Here is a 14,637-nt window from a genome sequence, read left to right on the forward strand (position 1 = left end):
CCCTACTGGTCCAGGGTGGTGCTCTGCTTGCGCAGGTAGGCGGCGCCCACTTCGGCCAGCGCCCCGACCACGAAGGCCCAGCCCAGCCACTTGACCACATCGAATTCGTGGAAGGGTTCCTTGTTGGTGGTCTCCATGCGCAGCTGCGCGGGCACCGGCACGCCCGGGGGCGGGCCCACCTCGGTGAGCATGCTGTGCAGCATGAAGTACCCGAAGATGCCGAGGCCGGTCAGCAGGAAGATCACACCGAAGATGGGTCGCTTGCGCATGGGCTCAACCTTGGTCATGTTCGTCGCGTTTCAGGAAAAGGCGGTCGGCGATACGGTCGAAGAGGGGGCGGGGCCGGGTGATGCGGCCCCGGGCCTTCTCTTCCGCGTAGACCACCACGGCCAGGGAGGTCATGAGGAGCAGGAAGCCCGTGAGGGCCGCCAGGATGCCGGCGTAGGTGCCCGGGGTGGGGGCGGCCTTGAAGGCGTTCCAGCGGCCGAAGGTGACGCTGAGCACCCCCACCGCCAGGACCGCCCCGGTCCACTTGCACGCCTGGATCTGCCGGAGGGCATACATGTCAGGCTCCCGCGGCCCTGGGCTTGGCCTTGGCAAGGGCTGCCTGTTCCTCGGCTTCCTTCCGGCGCCCCCAACGGCCCAGGCCAATGACGATGCCGGAAACGATGATTCCGAGCCAGGCCACCACGTGCACCAGCCAAAGCTCCATGCCGGGCGGCTTTCCGGGGCCCTTCTTGCTGGTGAACCAGAGGTTCAGGCCCGGGCGGTTCTTCTCCAGCCACTCGAAGGCCATGTCCGGCGTGGCCAGGGGATTGGCCTGCTGGAGACGGGCCAGGACCTTGGGCATCTCCGCCTGGCCCAGCACGTTCCATTCGCGGATGTCGCCGAAGTAGTGGTAGAGGGTGTTGGCGGACATGGAAACGAGGATGAAGGCCACGAAGAAGATGTGGAAGGTCTCCCACCACCGCTTCTGGTCTCGGCGCATGACGTAGGCCCAGTCCTGGATGTAGCCCGCCAGGAGGAACCCGCCCATGGAGAAGTACCAGAGCGGTGCGTCCCGGTGCAGGTCGGCGATGCCGTTGAGGATGAGGAAGCTGAAGACGATGAAGTAGATGAGGCCGCCGATGCCGATCCAGTTGAAGATCTGGCGCTTGCCCCATTCCCGCTCGGGCCGCCGGTCCAGGAACATGGAGCCCAGGACCAGGAAGGGGATGGCCACGGTGAGCACGGTGGCCAGGTAGGGATCCTGGAGCTTCAGGAAGTGATACATCGCGAGGAAGTACCAGTCCGAAAGGATGGGGTTGGGGGTCACCTCGGGGTTGGCGGGGCTGCCCTGGGCCGCCGGGATCATGATGGCGATGGCCAGGATCACCCCGAACACCGCCAGCTTGGCCCAGTGGCTGATGTTCATGCGCTTGAAGCCCCGGCGGTACACCCGCAGCTCGAAGAAGATCATGGGGATGAAGCTGAGCATGAAGTGGAAGGCGTAGAACCGGGTGACCGTGGCCGGGCCGATGCTGGTTCCCCCCAGGAGGATCTGGGCGGTGGTCTTGCCCTGGTTGGTCCAGTTGATGAAATCGCCCCCCGGCAGCCAGCCGGGGTTCTGGTCCAGGTAGGTGGGGAAGGTGGCCATGACCTTGGTGGCCCACAGGGCCCGCTGGTTCCAGATGAGCAGGTAGCCCGTGAGGCCCGAATACATGCCGATGATCAGGAGCAGCAGGGCGATGATGAAGGTGAATTCGTTGCCCTGCTTGTATTCCCCCGTGAACCACATGCGGTAGACCCGCAGGGTGGCCAGGATGATGAAGGCGTCGGCGCCGTACTTGTGGAGGCCGCGCACCAGGGATCCGATGGGCACGGGCCCCCACCGCCAGTTGTGCTGGATGCGCTCGATGGAGTGGTAGGCCTGGTCGGTGACCGGCACGTAGTAGATCATCAGCACTACGCCGCTGAGGATCACCAGCATCCATACCCAGTACCACATGCCTCCGAGGGTGTACCAGGGATTGGTGCGGGCCTGCTGGGTGCGCCCTTCGTCGAAGAGCTCCATTTTCGCCCACCGTTCCTGGAACCACTTCAGGAAGGTGCCGGGGGCTTGGATGAGGCCCCGGATGAGATAGGGAATGGCCTTAACCAACGCCGCCTCCTTCCGTGCCGGTGATGAGGATCTGCCCGTCCTTGATGTCGAAGGACATGGTGCGGGGTGGCCGGGGGGCCGGGCCTGATACCACCTTGCCGGGCAGGAGCCCCTGGAGGTTCACCTCGGTCTTGCGGGTGGGGTCGTAAACCGAGAGGTGGCAGGGGCATGCGAAGTAGGGGTGGGTGGGTGCGGGGGGCTTGTAGTTGTAGCCTCCGGCCAGCTCCTCCGGGCTCTTCACGAAGTTGAAGGTGCAGCCCAGGTGGGGGCAGATGCGCTGCACGACGACGAACTTCGACTTGGGGTCCTTGGGGTCGGTGAATTCGTCGGGCACCCGCACCACGAAGCCGGGGATCTTGGCGCCCTGGATCTTCCGGCTGGAATACTCCACGGACTTCCGGATGTAGATGAACTCCTTGAAGTCCCAGGGCTGCGTGAGTTCGCTCAAGGCGGCCACGACCTGGATGCTGCTGCCGGCCTCGTCGGGCGGGGCCACCAGACCCTTGACGCCGCCGACGGTGGTGGGCTTGAAGTACCGGATCAGGGCGCTGGCGGCCATCACGGCGCCCCCGAGGATGGGGATGCTCGTTATGGCCTTCAGGAAGATCCGGCGCTGGTTCTCCTTCATCGCGATCTCCTATTCGTGCTCATAGGTGCGGCTGCGGACGCCGTCCACCAGCATCCAGCGCTGGTCCTCGGTGAGGACGCCGCGCCAGCTGGGCATGGCGGACCACTGGTGGACGAACTGCTGGAGCGACTCGGGCGTCATGGATTCGCGCACGGAGGCTGGGATGGTCTTGAACTGGCCGCCTTCGGAGATGCGCCAGAAGAGGAAGGCGTCGGTGCTCTGGGCCAGGGCCTTGCGGTTGGAGAAGTCGAAGGGCGGCGGGTTGAGGGTGCGGGCCAGGGGGCCGTTGCCCTGGGCGGTGTCCCCGTGGCACACCGAGCAGTTCTGGCCGTAGATGTCCCACACGTCCTTGAACTGGGTGGGGCTGGCGGCGGCGATGGAGCGGCTCCAGACGTAGTACACGGCGTTCCACACCGGCACCGGATCCCCGGTGGCCACCATCTGGTCGCCCCGCAGATCCTTGATGGCGTGCATCCAGCCCTCGCCGGGCTTGCCCCCGGGACCGGGGTGCTCGAAGAAGCCCTTGGAGGGATCCCCTTCCATCCGCGGTGCGCGGCCAAAGGCGATGAGCCGGTACAGCTGGCTGGGGGTGCGCTGGAAACGCCAGGCCCGGCCGGTGAAGTCGGGACCCACCTTGGGGGGCACCACGGGCCAGCGGCCTTCGGCGGCGAGCTCCTTCACCTTCGCGCCGAAATCGGCGTGGCTGGGGGGCAGGGCGGCCTGCTTGCGGATCTCGGAGGCCTCAGCGGCGGTGAGGAGGGTGCCGTGGCAGGAGGCGCAGTTGGCGGTGTAGGTCGCCCGACCCTTGAGGGCCGAGGGCAGGCCCAGGGGGTAGGGGGTCTCGCCCCCGGGTTCCAGGCCCGCGGGGGCGGCGGAAGCCGAGAGGACGACATCCTTCCCGCCGGCGCGGCGGGTGGAGAGGCCCTTGTCCGCGCAGGCCAGGAACAGGAGGGGCAGGAGGGGCAGGAGGAGGGATTTTCGCATGGGCTTCCTCCTAGGTGCCGCTGGGCCGGATCCAGGCCAGCACGGCCCAGATGAGGATGACGAGGTACATGATCACGAGGGCGAAAGGCGCCTTGCCGTGGCCGACCTTGGTGCCAGCCACCTCCTCCATGAGGTCCTCGTCTTCCTGGGTGTCCTTGCCGGGTTCGTTGGTCATGGGAGCCTCACTTGGCCGGGGCGGCCGGGGCGGGAGCCTTCTCGTAGTCGCTCTCGTTGCCCTGCAGCTTGCCCAGGCCCTTGTTCTGGGCGACGTACTTGAGAAATGCGGTGAGGGTGAGCCGCTGGTTGGCGTCCAGGGTGTACTCCCACCGCGGCATCTGGGTGCCGGGCACGCCGCGGCTGATGCGCCAGTACCAGGCGTCAGTGGTGAAGGTGGCGTACTTGTCCTCGTCGAAGTTGGCGGGGCGCTTGGTCATGGTGAAGGCGGCCTGGCCCTTGCCGTTGCCGGCCACGCCGTGGCAGGGGGAGCACTGGTTGTTGAACAGGCCCTTGCCGTAGTTGGCCAGGAGGCGGTTCTTGTCGGTGATCTCGCCCTCCTTGAAGCTGTTCTCCACCCAGGCGCGGACCTCGGGGTCCTGGTTGCGGGCGGCCTCCAGGGCCTCCTTGTTGGGGAAGGCGGGGGTGGCCAGGCTCTGGAGGGCGCCCTTGGCGTTGGCGGCCTCGTGGCTGGAGCCGTACATCAGCTCCTCGATCTCGGCCGTGTACTTGAAGGGCACCTCCATGTGCTCGCGGTAGAGGGTCTCGTCGAGGGCCCGCTGCTGGGCCACGTCCAGCTTCCACATGGCTACCTTCTCGGTGACGCCGTTCAGGGCGCCGCCGACCCAGGTGTAGTCGCGGACCTTGGCCCACTTCGTCTCGCCGGTGGCCTCGTACTTCGCCTTGCCGTCCTTGACGTCCAGGGCCCGGGTGCCGTTGGGGCCCAGGCTCTGCAGGAAGGCGGTGAGGTCGGTGAGATCCTGTTCGGAGAGGTAGTCGTAGCGGGGCATGATGGAACCCGGCTTCACGTAGCGGGGGTTCTTGTGGTGGAGCATGTGGTACTGGTCGGGGAACTTGCCGCCGATGTTGGCCAGGTCGGGGCCGGTGCGCTCGGAGCCCAGGAGGTGGTACCCGTCGTAGTAGTAGTCGGAGGACTTGGAGCGCCGGCCGTGGTCCCAGTCCTGGGGACGGCTCACGGTGGAGTGGCAGTACCAGCAGCCCTCGCGCTTGTAGATCTCCCGGCCCCGCAGCTCCTGGGCGGTGTAGTCGCGCAGGTCCCGGGGTTCGGGGGGCTTGAAAGTCCACCGGGGCACCAGGACCACCACGAAGATGATGGAGGCCATGATGAGGGTGAGCCCGAGGGCGGGGTAGAGGTAGTTGGCTCGCTGATTGGTCATGGATTCCCTCTTAGCTGCGCACGGCGGACTGGGGAAGGGCGCCTGCGGGCTCTTCCAGGGGGCCCTCCACCGATGCCTCCGCGAACACCAGGGTCTTGACCACGTTGTAGAGGAAGAGCACCTGGCCCAGGACGATGAGCACGCCCGAGAAGGCCCGCATCAGCATGAAGGGGGCCACCATGATCACGGTCCGGTAGACGGGGATCCCCTCCTCCCAGGCCGAGGCCTGGATGAGGCCGCCCACGGTGAGCGCGATGATCATGAGGATGGTGCCCACCAGCGAGAGCCAGTAGTGGGCGTTGGCCAGGCGCCTGGAGTACCACTGCCGGCCCGAAACCCGGGGCGCCACATAGTAGATGGCCCCCCAGCCCACGAACCCGAAGGTGCCAAGCAGGGCGAAATGGGCATGCCCCACGACCCAGTGGGTGAAGTGCAGGTACCAGTTGATCCACCGGGTGGCCTGGAAGGGACCCGTGAAGCAGGTGAGGAGGTAGAAGCCCAGGGCCGTGATGAAAAAGCGCAGGGGAAGGTGGGTGGCCATCATCGACCACTTGCCCTTCATGGTCAGGAAGAAGTTCACCAGCACGCTCATGACTGGCACCAGCAGCATCACCGAGGAGATGACGGCCACGGCCTTCAGCCATTCGGGAACCGGGCTCTGGAGCAGGTGGTGGGTGCCCGTGGGGGTGTAGAACATGGCGATGGTGCTGAATCCCACGATGGACAGGAGGTGGGAGTAGAGCGGGTTCCGGGTGATCTTGGGCAGGAAGTAGTACAGCAGCCCGATGCCGTTGGTGGTGAACCAGAGGCCCAGGATGTTGTGCCCGTAGAACCAGTTCGCGATGGCGTCGCCGATGCCGGGCACGGAGAAGAACACCCGGTTGCCGATGAGGTAGACCACGGGGAACCACAGCGTGGTGCCGGCGATGTACCAGATGGAGACGTAGAGCTGCTTCTCCTTGCGGTTGAGGACGGTGCCCCACACCAGCACGATGTAGAGGATGAGGGCTGCCATCATGGCGAGGTCGAGGAACCACGGGAGCTCGGCGTATTCGCGGCCCTCGGTGATACCGTTGGTGAGGCAGACGATTCCGGCGACGATGACGGCGTTCCAGGCCACCATGAGGACGTTGCCCCAGCGCTCGCTGAAGAGGCGGGTGCGGCAGAGTTCCGGGATGACGTAGAAGATGGCGCCGACGTTGGCCATGGAGATGAACCCGAAGGCAACCACGTTCACGTGGGTGGGGCGCAGGCGCCCGAACTGGAGCTGCGGGAAGTTGTGCACAAGGTCCGGCCAGTAGTATTCCGTCGCCGCGACGAGGCCGAACAGGGTTCCCACCAGGACCCAGACCGCGGCGCTGATGAGGAAGCGCCGTGATGCGCTGTGCTCCTCGTCCGCCCAGGCGGCCAGCCTCGTGTCCCAGTCTTTGGTAAGTTCAAGAATCTGTGCCATCTAGCACGCTCCGAATTGTCCAGGTTTGGTACCACAACTATAGGAACTTCATGCCACGGTGAAACCAATCTTGTGACACGCGATGAATTTGATTCTGCGTTTCACTCGCATAGACGTCAAAGGAAAAATGCTCCGCAACGCCGCGTCTGGCGCGGTTCTAAACACGATGCCGCCATCGTGTTTGGACCCGGGCCGGGTTAGAATCCGCCCATGACCCAAGCCGCCCCACCCTTTCCAGGCAGGTTCCGGTGAGCCGGGGCTGGAGGCTTGACGGGCGCTGGTACAAGGCGGTCCAGGAGCTGCCCGTGCCCGAAGGCGGCCAGGGCTGCACCTGGTGGGTCGTGCGCCGGGAAGGGGAGGGACCCCGGAACCTGCTCCAGGTGTGGGAGCCCCTGCCGGGGCCCCGGCAACTGGACGCCATCAAGGTGAATTTCCTGGAGCGGTTCAGCTTCGGGGAACCGGCGGACCCGCCGGTGTGCCACCTGGGCTTCGACGACAAGGCCGCCTGGTTCCTCCAGGGGCTGGACGGGGTCCCGTTCATGCGGCTCTGGTCCGACGAGGACGGGGCGGGCCGGGAGAGCCTCATCCACGCCGTGCGCGAGGCCATGGGCCGGTCCCGGGTTCCGCGCCTGCTGGCGCCGGAGGTCATCGGCGTGAAGCCGGGGCGGATCCTGGTGCCCCGGGTGCTGGGCACGGCGCCCTGGGGGCACGACGGCCTGGCGGCCCTGCCCGACGAGCCCGCCCGCAGGGCCGGGAACCCGCGCATCTGGGAGCAGCCCCCCGACCTGGTGGAACCCTCGGGATGCCCCATCCGGGGGCGCTCCCAGGAGCTCACCTACACCAAGTCGCTGATGTTCGGCCTGGGATCCAGCGTGCCCATGGAGCGCGTGCTCATCCTTCAGGGCGAGGAGGGCCTGGGCCATGACCGCCTCTGCGACTGGACCGCCGCCGCGGCGGAGTCGGAGGGCATCTGGGTGTGCGCCATCGAGCTGCTGCCCGGGGAAAGGGCGGGGGAATTCCTGGGACGCCTGCTCCAGGAGGCCATCGCCGGCCTGGAGGCCGATCTCTACGCGGCGGAGCCCGCCCTGGCCAGGGCCCTGGCCCGGCGCCTGGCCACGTTCGCGTTCCTGCGCGGAGGCCGCAGGCCGGGCCTGACCGAACGCAAGCTGGACGTGGAGGAGGTGGAGGCGGCCGTGGGGGCCTTGGACTTCGTCCACGCCCGTCATCCCAGGCTCATCCAGGTGCGGGGCCTGGAGCTGGTGACGCCCGAGGTCCTGGACCTGCTCCGGAGCCTGGCGGGACATTCCAAGGTGCCATGGCTGCTGGCCTTCCGGGGCATGGGGACCTGCCAGGGGCTCAAGTCCTACCTGGAGTCCATGCGCAACCAGGAGAATGTCGCCACGGTGTTCCTGGACCGCCTGGAGGATGCGCGGCTCCCGGAGATCCTCGAGGACCTGCTGGGGCCCCACGCCCTTCCCGACGCCTTCGTGGCCGGGGTGTGCCGGGCCTCCCTGGGCAACGCGGGCCTGCTGCAGGGCATCCTGGAGATGGCCATCCTGGAGGGTCGCCTGGTTCGCCAGGACGGGCGCTGGACCTGCCCGGGCGGGGACGTTGCGGCCCCTGACGTGCAGGAAGGCCGCCAGCAGGCCATCCTCGTGGGGCGGCTGGAGCGCCTGGAACCCGCGGCCCTGGCGGCGGCGCGCACCCTGGCCCTGGCGGGGACGCCCCTCGCCCACGCCACCCTGGCGCGGGCCCTGGGACTGGACACGGACGCCGCCGAGGCGCCCCTGCAGTCCGTGACCGGCGCGCGCCTGGCCCTCCTGGCCGAGGGGTGCTACCGGATCCCGGACCCCTGGGTGCGCGAGCTGATCCTGGGGCGCACCTCGCCCCAGGAGCGGCCGCGGCTGGCCCGGGCCCTCCTGCGGGCCCTGGAGGAGGAGGGCCGCCGGCCCGTGCTTTCCGCACGGCTCCTGGCCTGCGCCTCGGGGGAGGCCACGGCCCTGGCCCAGGTGCTCGCGGCCGTGGAGCGCGAACTGCCCGGACCCCTGGAGGCGCGGGACGTGGTGGCCGAGGCCCTGGACCTGGGACCGGATCCCCGCCAACGGGCCCGTCTCTGGGAATTCCTGGCCGATGCCTGGGCCGGGGACCGGGTGGCGTGGGAATCCGCCGGGGACCGCTCGCCCTTCGACCTGGCCCGGGAGGCCCTGGACCAGGCCATCCGGGCCCTGGGGGAGCCCGGGCCGGGCGCCGTGGAGGAGGAGCAGGCCGCGCGCCTGCACCGCAAGAAGGCTTTCGCGGAAATCGGCCTGCGCCGCTTCCGGGAGGCGCACCAGTCCATCCGCATGGCCGCGGCGTGCCTGGCGGACCATCCCTTCCACGCCGAGCAGCCCCGGCTGCGCCTGGCCCTGGGGCGGCTCCACCAGGCCCAGGGCGCGGGGGGTAAGGCCTTGCGCGCGCTGGAGGAGGGGCTCTCCCTCCTCGCCCAGAAGGGCGCGGGCGACGGGCACCGGGACCAAGTGGACCTGCTGCTGGAACTGGGCCGGGTCCAGGGCCACCGGGCGCAGTTCCAGATGGCCGCGTCCTCCCTGGGCGAGGGCCGGCGGTTCCTGGAGCACGACGGGGACCGCCGAAGGCTCGCGGAGGCCGCCGAGGCCTTGGGCCAGGCGCACCTTGGGCTGGGGCAGATGGAGGCCGCCGGGCAGTACTTCAACGAGGGCCTGGGCCTCGCCCGGGCCCTGGACGACGCCGGGCTGAAGGCGGACTGCCACCTGGACCTGGGCATCCTGCGCAGCTGCCAGCAGCAGCTGGCGCCGGCGCTGGCCCACCTCGACAGCGCCCTGCGGCGCTACCAGGCCATGGGCGAACGGGCCCTGGCAGCCCGGGCCCTGGCGTGGAAGGCCCGCACCCTGGCGGCCGCGGGCGACTTCGTCCAGGCGGAGTTTCTCCTGGTCAAGGCCTCGGAGGGCCCCCGAGAGGCCGTCACGTCGCTGGAACTGGCGGAGGCCGCGTTCCTGGGCGGGGAGATCGCGGCGTTCATGGAGGCCTGGCGCGAGGCCCGGCGCCTGTTCCTGGAGGCCGCCAACCGGTTCGGGGAAGGCGGGTACGCCTGGAGGGAGAGCCTGGCCCGGCTGCGCTGCATCCAGGCCGATACCCTGGAGGCCGGCGCCCTGGCCCCGGAGTCCGCCTGGGTCCACCTGGAGCGGCTCAAGGGGCCGGTGGAGGGCACCGGCTCGCGCTGGCTGGAACTGGAGTGGCACCGGGCCCACGCCCTCCTGCTGAACCGGTCGGGGTCCTCGGAGGCGGTGGTCTCCCAGGCGCTCTTGGCCTGGGGCGAGGTGGTGGGCCTGGCGCGGGAGCTGCGGTTCCACGCCCAGGTGCTCGAAGCGGAGACCCGTGCCTCGGAGCTCCTCCTGGCCCGGGGGGAGCGGCTGGGCGCCAGGAGCCGGATCCAGGACGCCCTTCCAAGCCTCCAGGAGCTCCGGTCCCGCCTGCCCTCCCACCACGAGGAATCCTTCCTGGCCCGGCCCGACATCCACGGGTTCCGCATGGCGGTGGAAGCCGCGGGCATGCGCCTGCCCCCGCCTGCGAAACCGGATCCTCTGGCAGACTGGAGCCCCACGCAGGCCAACCTGCCTCCCGTGCCTTCCCCCAGGGTGATCCCATGAGCCACGCCCCCGCCGCCAGCCGATCCGTGACCGTCCCCGACCTGCAGCGCATGCGGGACGGCGGCGACCGGATCGTCATGACCACCGCCTACGACGCGGTCACCGCGCGCATCGCCGACGCCTCGGGCGTGGACGTGGTGCTGGTGGGCGACAGCGTCGGCAACGTCTGCCTGGGCTTCGAGAACACCCTGCCCGTGACCCTGGCCATGATGGCCCATCACCTGGAGGCCGTGGTCCGGTCCCGGCCCCGGGCCCTGCTGCTGGTGGACATGCCCTACCTGAGCTTCCACCTGGGCCTGGAGGACACCCTGCGCAACGCCGGCGGATTCATCCGTTCCGGAGCCCAGGGCGTCAAGCTGGAGGGCGGGGCCCGCCGGGTGCCGGTCATCCGGGCCCTGGTGGAGGCGGAGATCCCCGTCATGGGCCACCTGGGGCTCACCCCCCAGAGCCTGAACGCCATGGGCGGCTTCAAGGTGCAGGGCCGGGAGGCCAAGGCGGCGGTGGAACTCCTGGAGGACGCCCTTCGCATCCAGGACGCCGGGTGCTTCAGCGTGGTCCTGGAGGGGATACCGGCTGAACTGGCGGAGCGGATCACCCAGGAATTGTCCATTCCGACCATCGGCATCGGCGCCGGTCCGGGGTGCTCAGGGCAGGTACTCGTATTCCATGATATTCTCGGCCTCCTGCCGGCGCCTTCGGCCAAATTCGTCAGGACATACATGAATGGTTTCGAGAAGTTGACGGAAGCCATGGTCCAGTGGGGCGAGGACGTGCGCGCCGGAAGGTTCCCAGGACCCCAAGAGTCCTATATGCTTCCAGAACCCGCACGGGATCAAGTCAGGGCCTGGAAGCCCACTCGCTAGGTTTCACGCATGCGCATCATCCGAACCATCTCCGAACTGAAGGTCGCCCTCAAGGCGCTCCGCGAAAGCCACAAGAGCATCGGCTTCGTCCCGACCATGGGGTACCTCCACGAGGGGCACGCCTCCCTCATCAAGCAGAGCACCGCCCGGTGCGACGCCACGGTGGTCTCAGTCTTCGTCAATCCCACCCAGTTCTGCCCCGGCGAGGACCTGTCGCGGTACCCCAGGGACCACGAACGGGACCAGAACCTCTGTCTGCGCCTGGGTGTGGCCATCCTGTTCATGCCCGAGGCGGCCGAGGTCTATCCCACGGGCTTCTGCACCTCGATTTCCGTGGGCCCCATCGCCGACGCCCTCTGCGGCGAGTTCCGCCCGGGACACTTCCGGGGCGTGGCCACCGTGGTGGCCAAGCTCTTCAACATGGTGCAGCCCGACCTGGCCTTCTTCGGCCAGAAGGACCTGCAGCAGACCGCCATCATCCGCAGGGTGGTCAAGGACCTGAACCTGCCCGTGGACATCCTCGTGGCCCCCACCGTGCGCGAATCCGACGGCCTCGCCCTGAGTTCCCGCAACGCCTACCTCACCGAGGACGAGCGCGCCCGGGCCCTGGGCATCAGCCGCGGCCTCCTGGCCGCGTCCGCCGCCTTCGCCCAGGGCCAGCGGGATGCGGCATCCCTGGCGGCCCTGGCCCGGGAGAGCATGGAAGGCGCCGGCGAGGTCCAGTACTGCACGGTGGTGGACCCCTCGGGCCTCGATCCCATCGAGGGCATGATCCTCCGGCCCGCGGCGCTCTGCGCGGCGGTGGTCGTGGGGAACACCCGGCTCATCGACAACGTCCTCCTCACCCCGTCGGGGGAGCCCACGCAGTTCATAAGCCACCTGGAAGCCTAGGCTGGACGAAAACCGCCTTTGGCCCCAAACTCTACGGTTGGCTGGGACCCCTTTCCGGGGCCTGGACCGGAGGAAACCATGCAAAGGCATTTCCTGCTCGGGAAGATCCATCGTTGCGTCGTCACCCGGGCCGATCTGGACTACATAGGGTCCATCACGATCGATCCCGTCCTCATCCGGGCCGCCGGATTCCTTGAGAACGAGAAGATCGACATCTACGACGTCACCAACGGCGCCCGCATCAGCACGTACGTCATTCCCGGCACGGAAGGCTCGGGGGAGGTGGGCATCAACGGCGCCGCCGCCCACCACGTGCGGGCCGGGGACCTGGTGATCCTGGCCGCCTACGGCTGGATGACCGAGGAGGAGGCCGCGGCCCGCAAGCCCAAGGTGGTCTTCGTGGACGAAAGGAACCGCATCACCAGCCTCGCCGACCGGGAACGCACCCCGGGGCCGGAGCTGGCCGCCCAGGCGTGAGGCGGCCGGACGGGGGCCGATTGGCCGGATTCCACCGGAATTTTCTAATCGGGCTTCCCATTGTTCCGCAGAGTTGCTAAAAGTGTGTCAGCCCCCGGCCAGGAAGGACCGGGAGCGCCTGGGGAATCGCGCGACGCGCTTCCGCCGACTTCTTGAGAGGTAACAGCCATGGAAGTCCGACGGTCCCTCGTGGTCAATGCGACCCCGCTGGAGATGCGAATAGCCCTTCTTGAGAACGGCCAGTTGTGCGAACTCTTCATCGAGCGCACCACCCAGGTCAGCCAGGTGGGGGACGTGTACAAGGGCCGCGTGGCCAAGCTCCTGCAGGGCATGCAGAGCGCCTTCGTGGCCATCGGCGGGGCCAAGGACGGGTTCCTGTACCTGGACGAGCCCGAGACCCACCGCCTGCCCTCGGAGGAGGTGGCCGAGGAGGAGGAGGGGGGCGAAGGCCCCCTGGAGTTCCCCGCCCTGCCCGTGACCCTGCCCCCCGTGAAGGAGGGCGAGGAGATCCTCGTGCAGGTGGTGAAGGACCCCATCGGCAGCAAGGGGCCCCGGCTCTCCCGCCACATCAGCTTCCCCGGGCGGTTCCTGGTGCTGATGCCGGGCATCGAGCACGTGGGCATCTCCCGCAAGATCACCAATCCCGCCGAGCGGGAGCGCCTGCGCGCCCTCATCAAGAGCCACGCGCAGCCCGGAGAGGGCTTCATCGTCCGCACCGCGGCCATCGGCGAGAAGGACGAGGACCTGGTGAGCGACGTGGCCTACCTGCGGGAGCTGTGGAACGACCTCCAGGGCAGTTGCCAGCACCTCCAGGCGCCCAGCCTGGTGTGGAAGGACTTCCGCCTGCTCCAGAAGGTGCTCCGGGACCTCTTCCGGGAGGAGGTGGCCAGCTTCTGGGTGGACCGCGACGACACCTACCGCGAGGTGGTGGACTTCGTGAGCCGCCTGCACCCGGAGTGGGTGGGCCGGGTCAAGCATTTCACCTCGGACCTGCCCATCTTCGAGGCCTTCGCCATCGAGAAGGAGATCGACGCCGCGCGCCAGCCCAAGGTCTTCCTGCGCCACGGCGGCAGCATCGTCATCAACCAGACCGAGGCCCTCGTCAGCGTCGACGTGAACACCGGCAAGTTCGTGGGCAAGAAGGACCTCGAGGAGACGGTCTTCCTCACCAACATGGAGGCCATCCCCGAGATCGTGCGCCAGCTCCGCCTGCGCAACCTGGGCGGCATCGTGGTCATCGACTTCATCGACATGATGGACCCCGCCCACCGCGAGGCCGTCATGAAGCGCATGCAGGAGGAGCTGGAGCGGGACCGGAACCACGCCCGGGCCGTGGAGATCAGCGACTTCGGCCTGGTGGAGATGACCCGCAAGCGCACCGGACCGAGCCTGGAGCGGCTCCTCACCAGCGCCTGTCCCCACTGCGAGGGCTCCGGGCGCAGGCCCAGCGCCGAGACCGTGGTGCTGGGCGTCTACCGGGAGATGGCCCGCCAGGGGGAGCGGCTCCGGGGCGCCCAGCTGAGGCTCACCCTGCACGCCGAGCTCAAGAACGCCCTCCAGCCCGACACCCGCGAGGGCGTCAACCAGCTGGCCCGGGCCCTGGGGGCCCACATCCTGTGGCAGGAACGGAGCGACGGCCCCGTGCATCAGATTGACATCGAAGTGGTCCAGGGCCGCTAGGGACCCCAGGAGTCAGCGCATGAGCCGATCCGAACTCAAGGACGAGGTGTTCCTCCGCATGGCCCTGGAACTCAGCCGCCTGGGCACCTGCTGCCGCCTGAAGGTGGGCTGCGTCCTTCTGCGCGCCGACGGGGGCCTGGCCTCGGGGGGGTACAACGGCGCCCTGCCCGGAATGCCCCACTGCACCCCCGAGACCTGCGGCCCCGGCATGCGCTGCCTGCACACCAGCCACGCCGAGGAGAACGCCCTGGGTTTCTGCGACGGCGCCGTGCACACCGCCTACGTCACCGACGAGCCGTGCCTCACCTGCACCCGCGCCTTGGTGCGCCGGGGGGTGCGCCGCGTGGTGTTCCTGCGGCCCTACGCCAGCATCGCCGAGCAGGAGCGGGTGGAGCGGGAGGGCATCCTCGCCCACTTCGGCGTGGCCTGGGAGCACCGGGAGCTCGACTAGGGTTATCCTGGTTC

General features: G+C 68.6%; 14 protein-coding genes. 6 read left to right on the forward strand and 8 right to left on the reverse strand.

Features of this window, described 5'->3' with window-relative positions; translation table 11 throughout:
• Positions 1–2 precede the first annotated feature (2 nt).
• The 8 genes from ACZ5LB_RS15905 to ACZ5LB_RS15940 are packed head-to-tail and all read right to left on the reverse strand — an operon-like array spanning position 3 to position 6,596.
• Positions 3–269, reverse strand: a complete 267-nt coding sequence (locus tag ACZ5LB_RS15905) for a hypothetical protein (protein ID WP_464603182.1) — start codon at positions 267–269, stop codon at positions 3–5.
• A 4-nt stretch (positions 270–273) separates the two neighbouring features.
• Complete coding sequence (locus ACZ5LB_RS15910; RefSeq protein WP_464603183.1) at positions 274–564, reverse strand: hypothetical protein; 291 nt, start codon at positions 562–564, stop codon at positions 274–276.
• 1 nt (position 565) lies between these two features.
• Positions 566–2,140 carry a cytochrome b N-terminal domain-containing protein gene (locus ACZ5LB_RS15915; protein ID WP_464603184.1) on the reverse strand — a complete coding sequence of 525 codons (1,575 nt, stop codon included), beginning with the start codon at positions 2,138–2,140 and terminating at the stop codon, positions 566–568.
• Positions 2,133–2,768, reverse strand: a complete 636-nt coding sequence (locus tag ACZ5LB_RS15920) for a QcrA and Rieske domain-containing protein (RefSeq protein WP_464603185.1) — start codon at positions 2,766–2,768, stop codon at positions 2,133–2,135. Before ACZ5LB_RS15920 ends, ACZ5LB_RS15915 begins: the two co-directional genes overlap by 8 nt.
• Before the next feature lie 9 nt (positions 2,769–2,777).
• Positions 2,778–3,752 carry a c-type cytochrome gene (locus tag ACZ5LB_RS15925; protein WP_464603186.1) on the reverse strand — a complete coding sequence of 325 codons (975 nt, stop codon included), beginning with the start codon at positions 3,750–3,752 and terminating at the stop codon, positions 2,778–2,780.
• Positions 3,753–3,762: 10 nt separating this feature from the next.
• Positions 3,763–3,927 carry a hypothetical protein gene (locus tag ACZ5LB_RS15930; protein WP_464603187.1) on the reverse strand — a complete coding sequence of 55 codons (165 nt, stop codon included), beginning with the start codon at positions 3,925–3,927 and terminating at the stop codon, positions 3,763–3,765.
• Between the two features lie 7 nt (positions 3,928–3,934).
• A complete protein-coding gene (locus tag ACZ5LB_RS15935; protein WP_464603188.1) occupies positions 3,935–5,143 on the reverse strand; it encodes a cbb3-type cytochrome c oxidase subunit II in 1,209 nt (402 codons plus the stop codon).
• A gap of 10 nt (positions 5,144–5,153) precedes the next feature.
• On the reverse strand, positions 5,154–6,596 hold the full coding sequence (locus tag ACZ5LB_RS15940) for a cbb3-type cytochrome c oxidase subunit I (RefSeq protein WP_464603189.1): 1,443 nt from the start codon (positions 6,594–6,596) through the stop codon (positions 5,154–5,156).
• A 248-nt stretch (positions 6,597–6,844) separates the two neighbouring features.
• Here ACZ5LB_RS15940 and ACZ5LB_RS15945 point away from each other — a divergent pair, with 248 nt between their 5' ends.
• From ACZ5LB_RS15945 to ACZ5LB_RS15970, 6 genes are all read left to right on the forward strand, one after another.
• Positions 6,845–10,261, forward strand: coding sequence for an ATP-binding protein (locus tag ACZ5LB_RS15945; protein ID WP_464603190.1), 3,417 nt, complete (start codon positions 6,845–6,847; stop codon positions 10,259–10,261).
• The gene (gene panB, locus ACZ5LB_RS15950; protein WP_464603191.1) at positions 10,258–11,124 is read left to right on the forward strand and encodes a 3-methyl-2-oxobutanoate hydroxymethyltransferase; all 867 of its coding nucleotides are present in this window, start codon (positions 10,258–10,260) and stop codon (positions 11,122–11,124) included. The genes ACZ5LB_RS15945 and panB overlap by 4 nt, the downstream gene beginning before the upstream one ends.
• 9 nt (positions 11,125–11,133) lie before the next feature.
• Positions 11,134–12,015 (forward strand): pantoate--beta-alanine ligase, encoded by an 882-nt coding sequence (gene panC / locus ACZ5LB_RS15955; RefSeq protein WP_464603192.1) that lies wholly within the window; start codon positions 11,134–11,136, stop codon positions 12,013–12,015.
• Between the two features lie 78 nt (positions 12,016–12,093).
• Positions 12,094–12,492 carry an aspartate 1-decarboxylase gene (gene panD / locus ACZ5LB_RS15960; RefSeq protein ID WP_464603193.1) on the forward strand — a complete coding sequence of 133 codons (399 nt, stop codon included), beginning with the start codon at positions 12,094–12,096 and terminating at the stop codon, positions 12,490–12,492.
• Between the two features lie 168 nt (positions 12,493–12,660).
• Positions 12,661–14,172 carry an Rne/Rng family ribonuclease gene (locus tag ACZ5LB_RS15965; RefSeq protein ID WP_464603194.1) on the forward strand — a complete coding sequence of 504 codons (1,512 nt, stop codon included), beginning with the start codon at positions 12,661–12,663 and terminating at the stop codon, positions 14,170–14,172.
• A gap of 19 nt (positions 14,173–14,191) precedes the next feature.
• Complete coding sequence (locus tag ACZ5LB_RS15970; RefSeq protein WP_464603195.1) at positions 14,192–14,623, forward strand: deoxycytidylate deaminase; 432 nt, start codon at positions 14,192–14,194, stop codon at positions 14,621–14,623.
• The last annotated feature ends 14 nt before the right edge of the window (positions 14,624–14,637 follow it).

The sequence above is a fragment of the Mesoterricola sp. MK458 genome (genome assembly GCF_055384935.1).